Origin of the sequence: Paraglaciecola polaris LMG 21857 (genome assembly GCF_000315055.1) — a bacterium.
Lineage (GTDB): Bacteria > Pseudomonadota > Gammaproteobacteria > Enterobacterales > Alteromonadaceae > Paraglaciecola > Paraglaciecola polaris.
Map to the genome: position 1 here is coordinate 41226 of NZ_BAER01000037.1, position 14306 is coordinate 55531.

The 14306-nt window shown below is 46.1% G+C and carries 13 protein-coding genes; 2 read left to right on the forward strand and 11 right to left on the reverse strand.

The window, feature by feature from the left end:
- Window positions 1-38: 38 nt before the first annotated feature.
- The 5 genes from GPLA_RS06960 to GPLA_RS06980 all read right to left on the reverse strand — a co-directional run bounded on the left by GPLA_RS06960 (window position 39) and on the right by GPLA_RS06980 (window position 5981).
- Window positions 39-2234 (reverse strand): TonB-dependent receptor, encoded by a 2196-nt coding sequence (locus GPLA_RS06960; protein WP_007104156.1) that lies wholly within the window; start codon window positions 2232-2234, stop codon window positions 39-41.
- 458 nt (window positions 2235-2692) lie between these two features.
- Window positions 2693-3685: an NADP-dependent oxidoreductase gene (locus tag GPLA_RS06965; RefSeq protein ID WP_007104157.1), complete on the reverse strand. Its 993-nt coding sequence runs from the start codon at window positions 3683-3685 to the stop codon at window positions 2693-2695.
- Between the two features lie 40 nt (window positions 3686-3725).
- Window positions 3726-4376: a glutathione S-transferase family protein gene (locus GPLA_RS06970; protein ID WP_226993069.1), complete on the reverse strand. Its 651-nt coding sequence runs from the start codon at window positions 4374-4376 to the stop codon at window positions 3726-3728.
- A gap of 76 nt (window positions 4377-4452) precedes the next feature.
- Window positions 4453-5022, reverse strand: coding sequence for a carboxymuconolactone decarboxylase family protein (locus GPLA_RS06975; RefSeq protein WP_007104159.1), 570 nt, complete (start codon window positions 5020-5022; stop codon window positions 4453-4455).
- Between the two features lie 26 nt (window positions 5023-5048).
- Window positions 5049-5981: a hydroxymethylglutaryl-CoA lyase gene (locus GPLA_RS06980; protein WP_007104160.1), complete on the reverse strand. Its 933-nt coding sequence runs from the start codon at window positions 5979-5981 to the stop codon at window positions 5049-5051.
- Window positions 5982-6263: 282 nt separating this feature from the next.
- Here GPLA_RS06980 and GPLA_RS06985 point away from each other — a divergent pair, with 282 nt between their 5' ends.
- Complete coding sequence (locus GPLA_RS06985) at window positions 6264-7463, forward strand: CaiB/BaiF CoA transferase family protein (RefSeq protein WP_007104161.1); 1200 nt, start codon at window positions 6264-6266, stop codon at window positions 7461-7463.
- 203 nt (window positions 7464-7666) lie between these two features.
- On the opposite strand, the gene leuD is transcribed toward GPLA_RS06985, so the two are convergent.
- From leuD to GPLA_RS07005, 5 genes are read right to left on the reverse strand one after another with little or no spacing between them, the layout of a single operon-like run.
- Entirely contained in the window at window positions 7667-8317 is a 651-nt protein-coding gene (gene leuD / locus GPLA_RS06990) for a 3-isopropylmalate dehydratase small subunit (RefSeq protein ID WP_007104162.1), read from the reverse strand.
- Window positions 8317-9720, reverse strand: a complete 1404-nt coding sequence (gene leuC, locus GPLA_RS06995) for a 3-isopropylmalate dehydratase large subunit (protein ID WP_007104163.1) — start codon at window positions 9718-9720, stop codon at window positions 8317-8319. The genes leuD and leuC overlap by 1 nt, the downstream gene beginning before the upstream one ends.
- Before the next feature lie 5 nt (window positions 9721-9725).
- On the reverse strand, window positions 9726-10610 hold the full coding sequence (locus GPLA_RS07000) for an alpha/beta fold hydrolase (RefSeq protein ID WP_007104164.1): 885 nt from the start codon (window positions 10608-10610) through the stop codon (window positions 9726-9728).
- Window positions 10611-10614: 4 nt separating this feature from the next.
- A complete protein-coding gene (locus GPLA_RS24190) occupies window positions 10615-10749 on the reverse strand; it encodes a hypothetical protein (RefSeq protein WP_264370814.1) in 135 nt (44 codons plus the stop codon).
- A gap of 13 nt (window positions 10750-10762) precedes the next feature.
- Window positions 10763-12202, reverse strand: a complete 1440-nt coding sequence (locus GPLA_RS07005; protein WP_007104166.1) for an FAD-binding oxidoreductase — start codon at window positions 12200-12202, stop codon at window positions 10763-10765.
- A 229-nt stretch (window positions 12203-12431) separates the two neighbouring features.
- Between GPLA_RS07005 and GPLA_RS07010 the strand changes: the two genes are divergently transcribed.
- On the forward strand, window positions 12432-13205 hold the full coding sequence (locus GPLA_RS07010; RefSeq protein ID WP_007104167.1) for a GntR family transcriptional regulator: 774 nt from the start codon (window positions 12432-12434) through the stop codon (window positions 13203-13205).
- A 77-nt stretch (window positions 13206-13282) separates the two neighbouring features.
- Here the strand turns inward: GPLA_RS07010 and GPLA_RS07015 are convergent, their stop codons facing one another.
- Complete coding sequence (locus GPLA_RS07015; protein ID WP_007104168.1) at window positions 13283-13972, reverse strand: hypothetical protein; 690 nt, start codon at window positions 13970-13972, stop codon at window positions 13283-13285.
- Between the last annotated feature and the right edge of the window lie 334 nt (window positions 13973-14306).

Genomic DNA, 14306 nt, shown 5'->3' on the forward strand with positions numbered 1-14306 from the left:
TTCGAATTGCTTGGAATAACCTTCCCCTAAGGAGAGTGTTAAAAACGGTACTCGAAATCCGCACCCCAAGTCAGTGGATCAGCAGCGTATTGGGAGAAATCCCCGGCAACCGCCGCTCTTGCATACACTTCATCACTGAGGTTTTTACCCCACAGTGCCACGGCCCATTTTTCATCATTAGGCTCATACGCAATACGCGCATTAATAATGGTACCCACTGAGGTAAGTGCATGAGCAGGTGCATTGGCAACGAGACTGTATGAGTCATCCTCAAACGAGAAATCAATGCGGCTCGTTAGCTCGCCTTCTCCTACTGGCATTCTGTGGGTAAAACCAATCGTGCCTTTATAATCAGGGGCATTTTTAAGCTCTAACTTTTTAGCACATTCAACCGAGACTTCGCCATTACAACCAGGGCTTGAACCGTTGTTGGTTAAGCCGCCAGCTTGGGCCAATGTGAGTTTTTTGTATTCGCCATCGATTGTGCCCAAGGTCGCATTGATCGTAAGGCTTTCAGATACTTCAAACAGGGCTTCTAACTCAAAGCCACTGATTTTTGTTTCATCTACGTTAAAGCGCGTAAAACCAAGCCCTGGCACAGTAGAAGCGATTTGCAAATTATCGTAATTGTTGTAGAAATAAGTGGCATTTAAACGTAGACGGTTATCCAATAAATCACTGCGCACACCCACTTCAAATGCATCTAGCTCTTCTTCTTCAACGGGCAAAAAACAGGCGACTTCAACCGCAAAGCAATCCGGTGACCATCCACCGCTCTTAAAGCCTGTCGAGTAAGACACATATCCCATGATCTCTTTACTGAATTGATTGTTTAAGGCGATGTTGTAAGTCGTGTTACTAAAGTCGAGATCCTCATTACGATTGCCACCACTGACTAACATCAAGGCGTCAATTTCTTTGCTTTCATCGGTATAACGAATACCCGTTGTTAGCGTTAACGTCTCATTGAATTCATAGGTACTTTGCAAAAATGCGGCATAGGCTTCGGTTTCAATACCTAATTCAGAAGGAAACACAAATACCGAGTCCATTTGCACATCCTCGGTAAAGTAGTACACACCCGTGACAAAATTAAATGCCCCTTGGTAATTAGAACTTACGGTAATTTCTTGGCTGAATTGGTCTTGGTCAGTCTGCTGGGTATACGGGAAACCAATTCGGCTGGATAAATCGTCTTCCATTTGGCGATAACCCGTTAAAAAACCAATGTCATACTCACCCATTTGGCCTTGCACGTTTAATGACAAGCCACTGGTTTCAACTTCGCTACGGTAATCGTTAAAGCAACCAATACTTAAAAACGCAGCAGGTGTTGCCGCTGAGCATGTCACCCCAGGCACAGGCTCCACAGTAAACAGGTTGTCGTCCGCATCGTTTGCTTCTGCCACACTGTCTGGTACCGGATCTGAATTATCTTTGGTGTAATCAAAGGCAAGGTTCATATTCCAGTCTTCGTTGAATTCGTTATACAAGGCGATACGGAATGCTTTGGTCTCTTTTTCGCCCGCTTCAGTACCCGCTTGATCGGCAAAGTCACCATTTGGGTTGACCGTATGAAACCCGTCTCTAGACTTACTTAATACTGTGGTACGAATGGCCGCAGTATCTGACAAGCCAAAGTTTCCGGTAAAGCGCCCGTCTAAACGCCCGTCACTGCCTACTGTGGCTTTCAGTAAACCATAATTTTCATTTAACTCTGGGGCTTTACTGATAAGTTTAATCGCACCACCGTTCGAGTTACGTCCGTATAGTGTCCCTTGAGGGCCACGCAGCACTTCCACTCGCTCTAAATCGACTAAGTCGAATAGAGCCCCCACCTGACGACCAACATATACGCCATCGACATAGACACCCACAGCTGGGTCAGCTGATACCCGAGATTCATCTTCGCCTACCCCGCGTAGAAATATTCGTGCGCCGCTAGCGGTACCCGTATTCGTTGCCAAGCTGATATTCGGAATTGCATATTGTAAGTCCAATACATTGCTGACTTGTTTTAACTCTAAATCGGCCGCACCAATGGCGGTAACCGCTACGGGGACTTCCTGAATGGACTGAGCACGTCTTTGTGCGGTAACCACGATTTTCTCTAGCTCTTTACCCTTAGCACCTTCAGTTTCTCCGGCGTCTTGCGCCATAACAGGAGAAATAGTCGACGCTAATACTGCAGCAATCGTGGTAGCAAGGTACCCCTTCTTTATAAACGTACTCATGATGTCCCCTTTATATTATTGTAATGTCAAATGAGCCTAATGACATATTATTATATCAATGGGCAAAGTCAAGGACCAGAATAACTTGGGTAAAAAACCCAGCTAAATAACGTCTAACTTTATGATTTTTATAAATTAAATATCAAAAAACCGAGTAATACAGAAGGTTTCAGGTAAGTTAACACTCCTGATTTAGGCCAGATTGATTAGACCAAATAACCCATTCAGCTAGAGTTTTAAGAACATTTAGCAGTAAAGGATGAAACACAACTGAATTCGAATAGGCTGGCACCAATCACTTCACCCGAGATATCAGAGAGATAGAAAAAGATAAGCAGCGTTTTAGCGAAAAAACACGTAATTAAAAAAACCCGTTTTTTTACGGGTTTGATATTTAACAAAGAACAGGTGACGTCTACATTATTGCTGTTTCGCGGGATGAACACCTGCAGTGTTATTTACACCTTTACCACAGCTTTCCCCATGTTTTCACCGCGCATTAAGCGACAAAAGGCTTCTGGGGCTGCCGCTAAACCCTGAGCGACATCTTCGCGAACAATAAGCTTTCCTTCATTGATGTAATTAACACAGGCGTCTACAAACTCAGCACGTCGCGGTTCAAAGTCATATACAACCAGTCCGTAAACGATTGCGCGTGCTTTTATCCACATCGCTGGCGGTGGGCCCATACTGCGGGTGGTTTTATTATAATCAGCCATTAGGCCGCACAAAATCACTCTGGCTCCCACCGCTAATCGTTCTGAGACGGTGTTGAGCATTTCGCCGCCCACGAGATCGAAGAAGATATCGATACCATTTGGGCAAAGTGCATCGAGCTGTTCGCCTAAATCGCCTTTTTTACGATTAATGCAGGCGTCGTAACCGAGGTTTTTGACCGCGTAATCGCATTTTTCGTCCGTGCCAGCAATACCAATCACAGTGCAACCATGTATTTTAGCTAACTGCCCCGCAACTGAGCCCACACCACCTATGGCCGCAGGGATCACCACAACATCACCGGCTTTGGGCTGGGCTTGCCATATCATGCCCGCGTAAGCTGTCAGCCCTGGCATACCTAAAGCAGATAACGCATAGGAAGGGTTGTCTATTTCTTTTTTCACTTTAAAGATGCTGTCGCCGTCATGTACTGAGTAATTTTGCCAGCCAGCAAAACAACGCACCACATCCCCCACGTTAAAATCAGCATGGTTTGACTCAATGACTTTACTCACGGTTTCACCGCGCATCACATCACCCGGATTCACCGAGCCTGACATATGACGCCCAGCGATTTGACTGCGCATGTACGGGTCCAATGATAAATACAAGGTTTCACATAACACTTGTTGATCACCGGCTTGTGGCATGACGCCTTTAACCAAGGCGAAATGCTCCGGCTGAGGTTGTGATTCTGGGGTTGATGCGAGCTGCACCTGCATATTCTCTTTCATCTTTACTCTTCCGATTAAGTTCTGTTTGATAACGGCCGCTTTACGACCTTTGACTCTGAAAGGCCGTAAACGCACTGGCCATTTCATTTATACCGCGCTGGACATCCGCATCACTGCGGACCCAATCCCACCATTGATTCAGCGCGTCCAGTCCGTCGGTTATGCTGTGATTGCTATATAAGCCCAAGGTGACATCCACCCACCAAAATGTGGGAGCAAGTACCATATCTCCTAAGGTTACCTGATGATTTTCAAGTGTAATATTGGCGATTAACCATTGATTGAATTTCTCTAAAGCGGTGCGCACCACGTCATGCTGCGCCTGTTGGTCAAAGGTGAACTCGGGTAACATCATGGCTTTAAAATACGGCAGTAACGCTGGGGCCAAGTGGGTATCCGTAAAGCTTGCCATCACCCTCGACTGCCCTGCTGCTAAGGGCTCAGATGGCCGATATGGATGCGCTGGAAATGCATCTTCTAGGTATTCCATAATGGCAATTGATTCAGGCAAATATTGACCATTGTCCAGTGCCAGCAAAGGGATTTTCCCTAACGGATAGGCCGCTAAAAACTCAGGCGTTTTCAATGTTAAAGTCGGTGCCACAATGTCGATTGGCAGCTGTTTTTTACGGATCAAGATACGTACCCGCGTGGCGTACGGTGAATGGTCAAGATTTATCAACTGCATCATGTGCCCCCCTTTATCTTCAGTGTTTTTATTGCTGCTAAATGCGCTATCCATTTGCTCAAACGCGAAGGTAACCTGCCTATTTACCCATACTGCTAAATTTAGTGCTGGCCATAGCCGGTGCCGCCTCGATATCAGTTATAAACGTGGCATTCCAACGATTTAAAAAACCAAACAAGGATATCACCGCAACAATTTCGACTATCTGTACTTCGCTGAAGTGGTTTTTTAAGCGCGTAAACTGCTCATCGGTGACGGCGTTGGGCACCAGTGCCGCATTACGTGCCACATCTAATGCCTCTCGCTCTGCTGGGCTAAACAACTCACTGCTTTGGTACTCCCAAATCGCCGCTACTTTTTGCTCCGTAATGCCGTGTTTAAGTGCACCGTACTGGGTATGAGCTTGGCAATATTGACAGCCGCTGGCGCTACTGGTCATCAAGCCTAATAATTTTTTCAAATCATTATCCAGCGCACTTGGCTGATAAATAGACTGCACTAATCCCAAAAACGCTTTCAACATCAACGGACTACGCGCCATGATTAAACCATCGTTTGGCGTAAACCCCATGATGTCTTCACCCGCCGTCATAATGGCCTTGAGATCGCTCGGTAATGCGTCAATAGATAAAGCTGATAAACGTGACATGGTGTTATTCTCCCGTATGAACGTGATTACAGTGCGCGCTGAAACCCTTTGGGCAAACCAGCATCAGGGGTGAAACCGTATAATGGCTCGTTCGGTAACGCGTTGGCTAAAATGTTACGCGCAGCAAATAAGGCGTCAAAATCAATTCCTGTTTTTAGTCCCATGGCTTCGAGCATAAAAACGAGATCTTCAGTGACAATATTACCACTTGCGCCCGGTGCAGCCGGGCAACCGCCAATGCCGCCCATAGACGAGTCAACCGTGGTAATACCGACTTCCACCGCGGCTAGCGCATTCGCTAACCCTTGCCCGCGCGTATTGTGCAAGTGAATACCCGTGAGGTGTTCTTTGCCCACCGCTGCCCATACTTTTTTAACCAAGCGCTGCACTTGAGCAGGATTCGCGTAGCCTGTGGTATCAGACAGGCCCACTTCGTCGCAGCCAGCTTCCATTAGCGCAACCGCTAACTCCACCACTTTGTCTTCGCTAACAGCGCCTTCTATGGTGCAACCAAACGCAGTCGATAAACCGCCTTCAAATTTTGGACGCTGATCTACAGGCAGGCTTTTCACCAATTGTGCAATACGCTTAACCTCCTCTAACACTTGCTGATGATTACGTTTCACATTACGTAAGCTGTGGGTTTCACTGACCGATAGCGGAATACTCATTTTGGTCGGTCTGACAAGGATGGCATTTTGCGCGCCGCGAAAATTAGGCACTAAAACCGCAACGGATAAACCGGCAATCTCTCTGGCGTAACGGGCCACTTCAGCGGTATCAGCTAATTGCGGTAACACGCTAGCAGGCACAAACGAGCCCACTTCAATTTCAGGCACACCCGCAGCGGCTAAGGCATCAATCCAAGCTAATTTGTCTGCTGTGGGCATGATAGTACTAATACTTTGCAGGCCATCACGGGGCCCTACTTCGCTTATTTCAATATCAAACTTTGCCATTTCTTTTCCAATGTTAGGCCTTGTTTTCGAACAAGACTGAATAATGAAATCCCCTTACTAATGAGGGATGTGCAACCGTAAAGTACGTTGCTCGAACCGTGTTACGCAATGGTTATGCGCTCTGGCAGCCCTCTCAAATTGACAAATGTTAATTCGACTCTTTTACATTTAAACTCTATTGTTATAATATTATATCATACAGACAAAAAGTAGTCTTTTCTAAAAATAACGAGTCGATTAAGAAGACTCCGTGCGTTATCAACAGAACTGGGAATAGCATTTATGACAAATTCGGTTATGACAAATTCAGCAAGATTGCCGTTAACCGGCATTAAAGTGGTTGAATTCACGCACATGGTAATGGGACCTACCGCTGGGGTTATTTTGGCCGACTTAGGGGCACAAGTGATCAAAGTTGAGCCCCTTGGTGGCGATAATACCCGGCGCTTAAAAGGCTCAGGTGCAGGTTATTTTTCGATGTACAACCGCAACAAACAAAGTGTTTGCTTGGACATTAAATCTCCCGAAGGAAAAGACGTAGCACTATCGTTACTCAAAGAAGCGGATATCTTACTGGAGAATTTTCGCCCAGGTGCAATGGACAAATTAGGCTTGGGTTACGAACACCTAAAAAGCATTAATCCACGCCTGATCTATTGCTCACTGAAAGGATTTTTAAGCGGCCCTTATGCCCATCGCACCGCGCTTGATGAAGTGACCCAAATGATGGGCGGCTTGGCTTACATGACGGGGTTGCCTGACAAGCCCATGCGCGCTGGCTCATCAGTTATCGATATAACAGGCGGTATGTTTGGCGTCATCGGTATTTTAGCTGCACTTGAAGAGCGCCATCATACCGACGAGGGCAAAAATGTGACCTGCTCTTTATACGAAACTACAGCCTTTATGGTCGGTCAACATATGGCCCAACAAGCGGTTACGGGGGAAGCCCCACCACCTATGTCAGTGCGCCGTTCAGCTTGGGCTATATACGATATATTCCACTGTGCTAATAATGAACAAGTATTTATTGGCGTGGTCAGCGATACCCAGTGGCGCATATTCTGTGAAGCATTTGCGCTGAAAGAGTTCGCCCTGGATCAGACTTTAGCCTTAAACAATGGCCGGGTTGCTCAGCGAGAGCGTATTTTACCCGTGATAAACGCCGTCTTCGCCAAGCACAGTAAAGAGGAACTGATGGCCAAATTAGAAAAATCTGGTTTGCCCTTCGCTCCTATTAATAAACCGTCTGATTTGTTTGACGACCCGCATTTAAATGCCGGTGGTTTATTGGATGTTACCCTGCCCGATGGGCATAAAACCAAGTTACCTGGTCTCCCCCTTGAGATGAACAATGCACGCATGCCACTAAGGCACGACATACCCACAGAGAAGGGTAACTCGGTGGCAACCTTAAAAGGGGCTGGTTTTAGTGATGATGATATTAAAAAGCTGTTAGCACTGGGCGTTGTTAAAGCCTAGTTTCAGCCACACGACAAACTGGCTTATACCCGGTTACATTGCTCTTTCATGAGCCAAAAAGCCGCCGGTTATTATCAGTAACCGGCGGCTTTTTTATCCATCAATGGTGTTCAAAGATGGCCCCTTGAACTGAGCAAACTTGACCTATTTCCCCATAAAAAAGAGCTGCTTTGGGCGACGACTTGCTTCAAGTTCTTAACACGCTAAGCAAGCCACGGGTATTGTGCTTGGTAAGTGTGCTTGAAGTTTTCAATTTTGGACTTTGACTTAAGCGTTAACGCGATACCATCTAGGCCTTCAAGTAACATGGCTTGCTGTGCTGGCAAAATGGAGAATGGAAAGCTCAGGCCTTCATTAGCGTCTTTACCTTTGTCATTTTTGGTATCTAGCACACTGACATAACAGTCAACTAAGTTGACGTTTAGTTGACACACTTGTGGGTCTCGCTGAACCTGTTTGGCTAATACCAGCACTTGGTCGTTTTGCAACACCACGGGTAAAATGCCATTTCTAATACAATTATGATAAAAAATAGAGCCAAATCCAGAGGCGAAAATCGCTTTAATACCGTATTCTTTCAGCGCCCATACCGCATGCTCTCGTGATGAGCCGCAGCCGAAATTGTCACCTGCTAACAAAATACTCGTGCCTTCATACTGCGCTTGATTAAGAACAAAATCTGGGCTGGGCTCACGACCATTGGGCAAAGTATAACGCCAGCCAGCAAACAAGCCTTCCCCTAACCCTTGTTTTGACACTAACTTCATTTCCCTAGACGGTATAATGGCATCGGTGTCGATATTAATTTGCAACATAGGGGCGGCGACCCCTTGATGAACAGTGAATTTTTCCATTACAAGTACTCTCTAACATCGGCAATACAGCCCGCAATAGCACAAGCGGCAACCGTAGCCGGACTCGCTAGATGGGAGCGAGTTTCTGGGCCTTGCCTGCTTTCAAAGTTACGATTGGTACTGGTGACCACACGTTGGCGATAAGCAAAGCTTTCACCACCAGCAAAAAAGCACATCGAACAGCCCGCTTCTCGCCATTCAAACCCAGCGTCGATAAATATTTTGTCGAGCCCTTCCGCTTCCGCTTGGCGCTTTACTGTGGTCGAACCCGGTACACATATGGCGTTCACACCAGGAGCGACCTTGCGTCCTGTTAATACTTTGGCCGCTAAGCGCAAATCCGACAAGCGACTATTGGTACACGAGCCTATAAACGCCGCCCCGATAGGTAACCCTTTTAACGGTGTTCCAGGTGATAACCCCATATATTCGTAGGCGCGCTGCATCGCTTTACGCTGATTCTCGGTAGCGTTTTTATCTATATGTGGGACACTGGCATCCACTGCGCATGCGTGCTGTGGGCTATTGCCCCACGTTATGGTTGGGCCTATGCCCGCGCAGTCTATATCGATTACTTTATCGAACTGAGCGTGCTCATCAGTGAACAAAGACTGCCAAAACGTGACCGCTTGGGTCCACAACGCACCTTTAGGCGCATATTCACGGCCCTTTAAATATTCAATCGCCTTGTCATCGGGTGCCACTAGACCGGTAAATGCAGAAAACTCAACGGCCATATTACATAGGGTTAACCGAGCTTCTATATCAAGTCCTGTAACGGCCTCACCGCAAAATTCAATGACATAACCAGCGCCACCAGCTGCACCATATGCAGCGATTAAATACAAAATCATGTCTTTGGCACTGACGCCAAACCCCAGCTCACCGTTGAAGTTGACCTTCATGGTTTTGGGTTTACTGACTCTTAATGTTTTCGTTGCCAGCGCATGCTCCGCTTCGCTAGAGCCTATGCCCCACGCTAAAGCGCCTAATGCGCCTTGGGAGCAAGTATGACTGTCGGGGCAGACTAATGTTGCGCCGGGTTGCACTATGCCAAGTTCCGGCGACACTACGTGCACAATACCTTGCTGGGGATCAGTAACATCGAATAACTTTATCTTGGCGTCGATACACGCTTCACGCGTGGCCAAAATGAAGTTCTTACCACTGGGAACCTGCGTGTTGTCGCCTCTGCCGACCAAGGTATCAACAATATGATCCATGGTACAAAATACGTGCTCTGGGGAAACGACTGGGCGCTGATCAGCGGCTAAACTTTTAAGGGCAATCGAACCGGTACGTTCATGTAAAAACACCCGGTCGATGTATATCAATGCTGCGCCATCATCGAGCTTTTCAACGAGGTGATGTTGCCAAATTTTTTCAAATAATGTTCTGTCCATGATATTTACTCATCTGATGTTTGGCTAAGGCGGTGCATAGACGCCTTAAGTGCGATAAAACGCCCTTCCATGCCAGCCTGTGCAGGGCACATTTTTATATTCGACGGCAAATCAGCGTCGTCTAAGCGATCCACGTATTGCTTTAACAGACTCGATTGCCAACGAATAATGTGCGTGGGCACAGTCACAGGTTGCAACTGCTCAGGGCGCTCATTCATAAACGCCGCGCGATAGGCCAAATGGTAATTTTCACCTGCGGTTAAATACCCCATAACAGTGTCTTGAATTACCTGCGCAGGAATTTCAGCATTGCCGACGCGAGCATGTTCTGAACTATCAAACCATGGGAAATAGTGAAATAACTGACTCGACATTTTCCACACCAATGCCAGATGCGAACCATCCTCTTGCGCCTTAATATCAGGAAAATACTCGGCTAAAATGGCGTTGCGTTCGTCGTCTTTAAACCAAGCCGCATTTTCGAGCACCATGCCCTTGATTGTTTCTGGGTATGCTTTGGCATATTCAATGGCTATTTGTGCTCCCGTTGCCGAACCATATAACAAGGGTTTCTTCAGCCCCAAAGCGCTTATGAATTCATTCAATGCTTGCACATACGGCCGAAGACTTGGTGCTTGCGCTTCTAGGCCGTTACTTTGATTTGACGTCAAGGGATCTGACTGCCCATAGCCTGGTGTATCCATAGCAATTACCCAAAAGGAATCAGATAACGCATGCATAATGGGTAGCATAACGGCAGATGACATAGGTGATGCATGGAGCAAGATAATCACAGGTAGAGACGTTTTACCTTGGCTACGATAATGTATTTGCCAGGGTTTATCGTCGCCCAAGGTAACATAATGTTTAGTGACAGCAGCACTGCTCATTGCATTACTCCAAACCCAATGTTTCAGGATTAACTCGGCCATTAGGATCGACCATAGCTTTAATGCCTTGGATCAGTTTATAGGTGTCAGGCTGCAAGCCTTCTTTAAACTGATAGGTTTTACCTATTTGCAAATGCACACCGCCTAATTCTTTAAAAAAACGTGCTTAACTCGATGCGTATTTCGTGCACTTTTACTCTAGCAGGCAGGTTCTCTTCATGTTTACCGACTTTGGCTAAATAGTCAGCCTCAACGCTTTTCTCATGGATTTCGGTGTACGCGTCAGGCCAGAAAAACACAGGCTCTAATACAAAACAGTTATTCGCCACGACCGCAAATAGATAACCCACCCCGATGTCGAATTTTTCAATATCGGCGGCGTGTTTAGCAAAAATAGCTTCCACGCCATCATGGGCTTGCTTGATTTTTGAATGGGGGAACAAGCCGTGCACTGGCACCCAACGTTCGCCGTCCGGGCCTAACATATTATTGACCGGCCCAAACGGGTTCGAACGGGTAATTTTAGGAATACTATTTTCGATTTCACTGCCGTTGTATTGCTTAGCAATGGCACGAATATCGTTCATACGGGCATCCACGGCGGCGTCAATGCGGTCCTCAACAATGATCTGTACCGAGTAACCCACATCTTTCATATAGCCTCGACCAGCCATAGCTAACTTAGCGCCATCTTTAAGTGCCCCCAGAAATGTGCCGGACGATTTCATCACGCCAGCCAACGCTTTTACATCTTTAGCCAGACTTTCACGCTTTAGACGCAAAGCTTGTAAGAAGGGATCAAAGCCAAAGCACTCCATGGCTAACCCTTGGCGAGAAACTTCGCTCATGGCAGCAATACAATCATCAGCTTGTTTAAAATCAAACGCCAAGAATCCTTTCGCTGGCAACTCAGGGATTAAACGAAACGTAGCCGTCGCTTTAAAGCCTAGCGCGCCATTGTCACAGGTAAAAATACCAGTGAGATCAGGCCCATAATGACGGAAAAACGGGGTACCGTTAATTTGTGCACCTGAGCCAGTTGTCACTAAGGTACCGTCAACTAACGCGACCTCCAAGCCGATAACCGAATCAACCGCTGTGCCGAATTGGCCTGAGCCCCAAAAAATAGCGTTCTGCGACAAACCACCGCCTACTGTGGCTTTGCTACCTGATAGAGTGCCCCAATACGGTGTGCGTACCCCTTTTCCTTTAAGTGCTTCGTGGAGCTTTTTCCAGGTACACCCAGATTCAACGGTGACGTACATATCTTGCGTGTTTATTTCTAATACCCGATTCATTCGGCTAAGATCTACCATGACGCTGTGTGCTTTTGCTGGCACATATCCTTTGGTGTATGACATACCGCCCCCACGAGGCACCACATTCATTTCGAATTCAGCGGCTATTTTTAACACTTCGCTCAACTCATGTTTATCACCTGGGCTAACGACCATCTCGGCTGGGATGTCTTTGGTAAATACATCCTGAGCATACAAACTGGTGGAGTAATCATCGACCAATACATTATCTTTGCCTAACACTGAAATCATGGCCGTTAACATATCTTGCTTAGGTTGAGTATTTGTATTCAAAGCCTTCTCCTGACAATTTAATTTGTGTGCTACCTGGGGCAATACTACATGCCTCAGCGAATTAAAACCTATTGTTCTATCATTAGGACATTACAACATTAATTTCAACCTGACAACACATGATTGCATGGGCCTTTGACAAAAGACTTGCCGCGCTATTTATGTTATCTTGTTATATTGATATATCATTTCTTGCACCACGCAGATACTAAATGGAGATGGATAGCCCATGTCATTCGATTCTCAGTTCACTTCGCTAAATCAAACCAAGTTAAATGAAGAGTCACCTACCCCCCTTTACTACCAGTTATACAGTTTGCTCAAGCAAAATATCTTAAACGGTAGTTTGGAGGACGGTTCACAATTGCCAACCGAATTGGGCTTGTCTCAAGCGTTCAGCATTTCACGGATAACCGCTAAACGCGCCCTTGACGAGCTTGCCGCTGAGGGATTGGTAGCCAGACGCCGCGCAAAAGGCACTCATGTGACACACAAATATCAGCCAAAACCCGTGAAAGCACCATTAGTCGGCATGTTGCAAGAACTGGAATTTATGGGCCAACACTCTGAAGCAAAAGTGATTGAGCTAACAACTGCTCGCCCACCAGGGGATATTGCACAAGAGTTCGCATTACTCGAAGGGGAAACGTTATTGAAAATGACCCGAGTGCGTAGCCGTTTACATGAAGCCTTCGGCTATTACACCAGCTGGAGTAAAGGCCTGAGCAAGTTCAACGAAAAAGCCAGCTTAGAGTCCACTACTCGACTCGAGATATTTCGCAAAAATGGTATTGAAATCAAGCATGTTAAACAAATACTTAGCGCCACTGCAGCAACCCCAGAAGTGGCCAAAGAACTAGATGTTGAGCCAGGCTTTCCGTTATTGAGCTTGACCCGTCGCTCTTACGATGAAAATGAAAATTTAGTCGATTACTTGCATGCCCAATATCATCCTGAGCGCTTTCAATACCGTATGGATTTAACCCCCGATTCATCCAATTAGTGTAGTAACAAAACAAATAACAAAAACGCCACTTGAAGTGGCGTTTTTGCTATCTAACTGAAGTTTATTATCACGGATTACATTGGTTTAACCGCACCAAAGAAAGCAACCGTTAGGATCAATATCCAGTACAGATAGGCGAGCTTGCGACCAAAGCGAATTGAACGGTCTAAGGTGGTTTCGACTTCGGCGTTATCACCCATTGCTAACTGGCGGAATAACTCGGTCCATTCACGCATAATGAAGCGCAGTTTAAGCCCTATAACCAAGGTACAAGCGTAGAAGAACATCTTAATTGAGAACCATTTCTGTCCCGTCTCAGCCATTAACGGCCCATCGCCAAAGAGTGACCAAAGGCTGACGATCATCAATGCAGGGATCACGACAAAACGAATACCTTCGTCAATTTTAGTTAAACGCAGTCCCGTGTCCGTTTCACGGTAATAGTATGCTGACCAACATAAACCTAACCAGACCGCGAACGCGATCCACATACCCGTTAACCAGTTTCCGCCCAGCGGCTGAACGCCCCATAAATGCCCCATGTGTAAGCCAAGCGGTAACAACATAATGATGCCGGTACGGGCCAAGATATCGATACGATAAGCGGTTTCCATATGACGGCGACGTTCGTCCATCGTCAGTTTACGGTTGATGACATTAAACGATGTTTGAAATACCCCCCATTCACCGCCCAACCAATACACCATAGCAACTATGTGTAACCATCTTAAAATGGGTAACTGATAGATTTCCAAAAAAGACATAAATTGACCCTTGTAAAATTTAATTATTCTTAGTCGGGATAATCGCTAATTGATTATTATTTGCTGACCACCTAACCCTGAATAAAACTCTACGCTAGGGGCAATTAATGCAGAATGATGAATATCAATTTGTACATATCATCAGCCGCTAAACGCCGAATAATAAGGGCTTAGCGATAAAGAGTTCTGCTGAGAATCACACTCAAGGCGTAAACGGATAGGTATAAACGAATGAAATCTCACTTTCGAGTCTCGCCCATTAAATGACATTATTGATACTCAGTTTTTTGATTTATGGCATTGAAGAATTAAAACGGCCAGATATACATAAAAA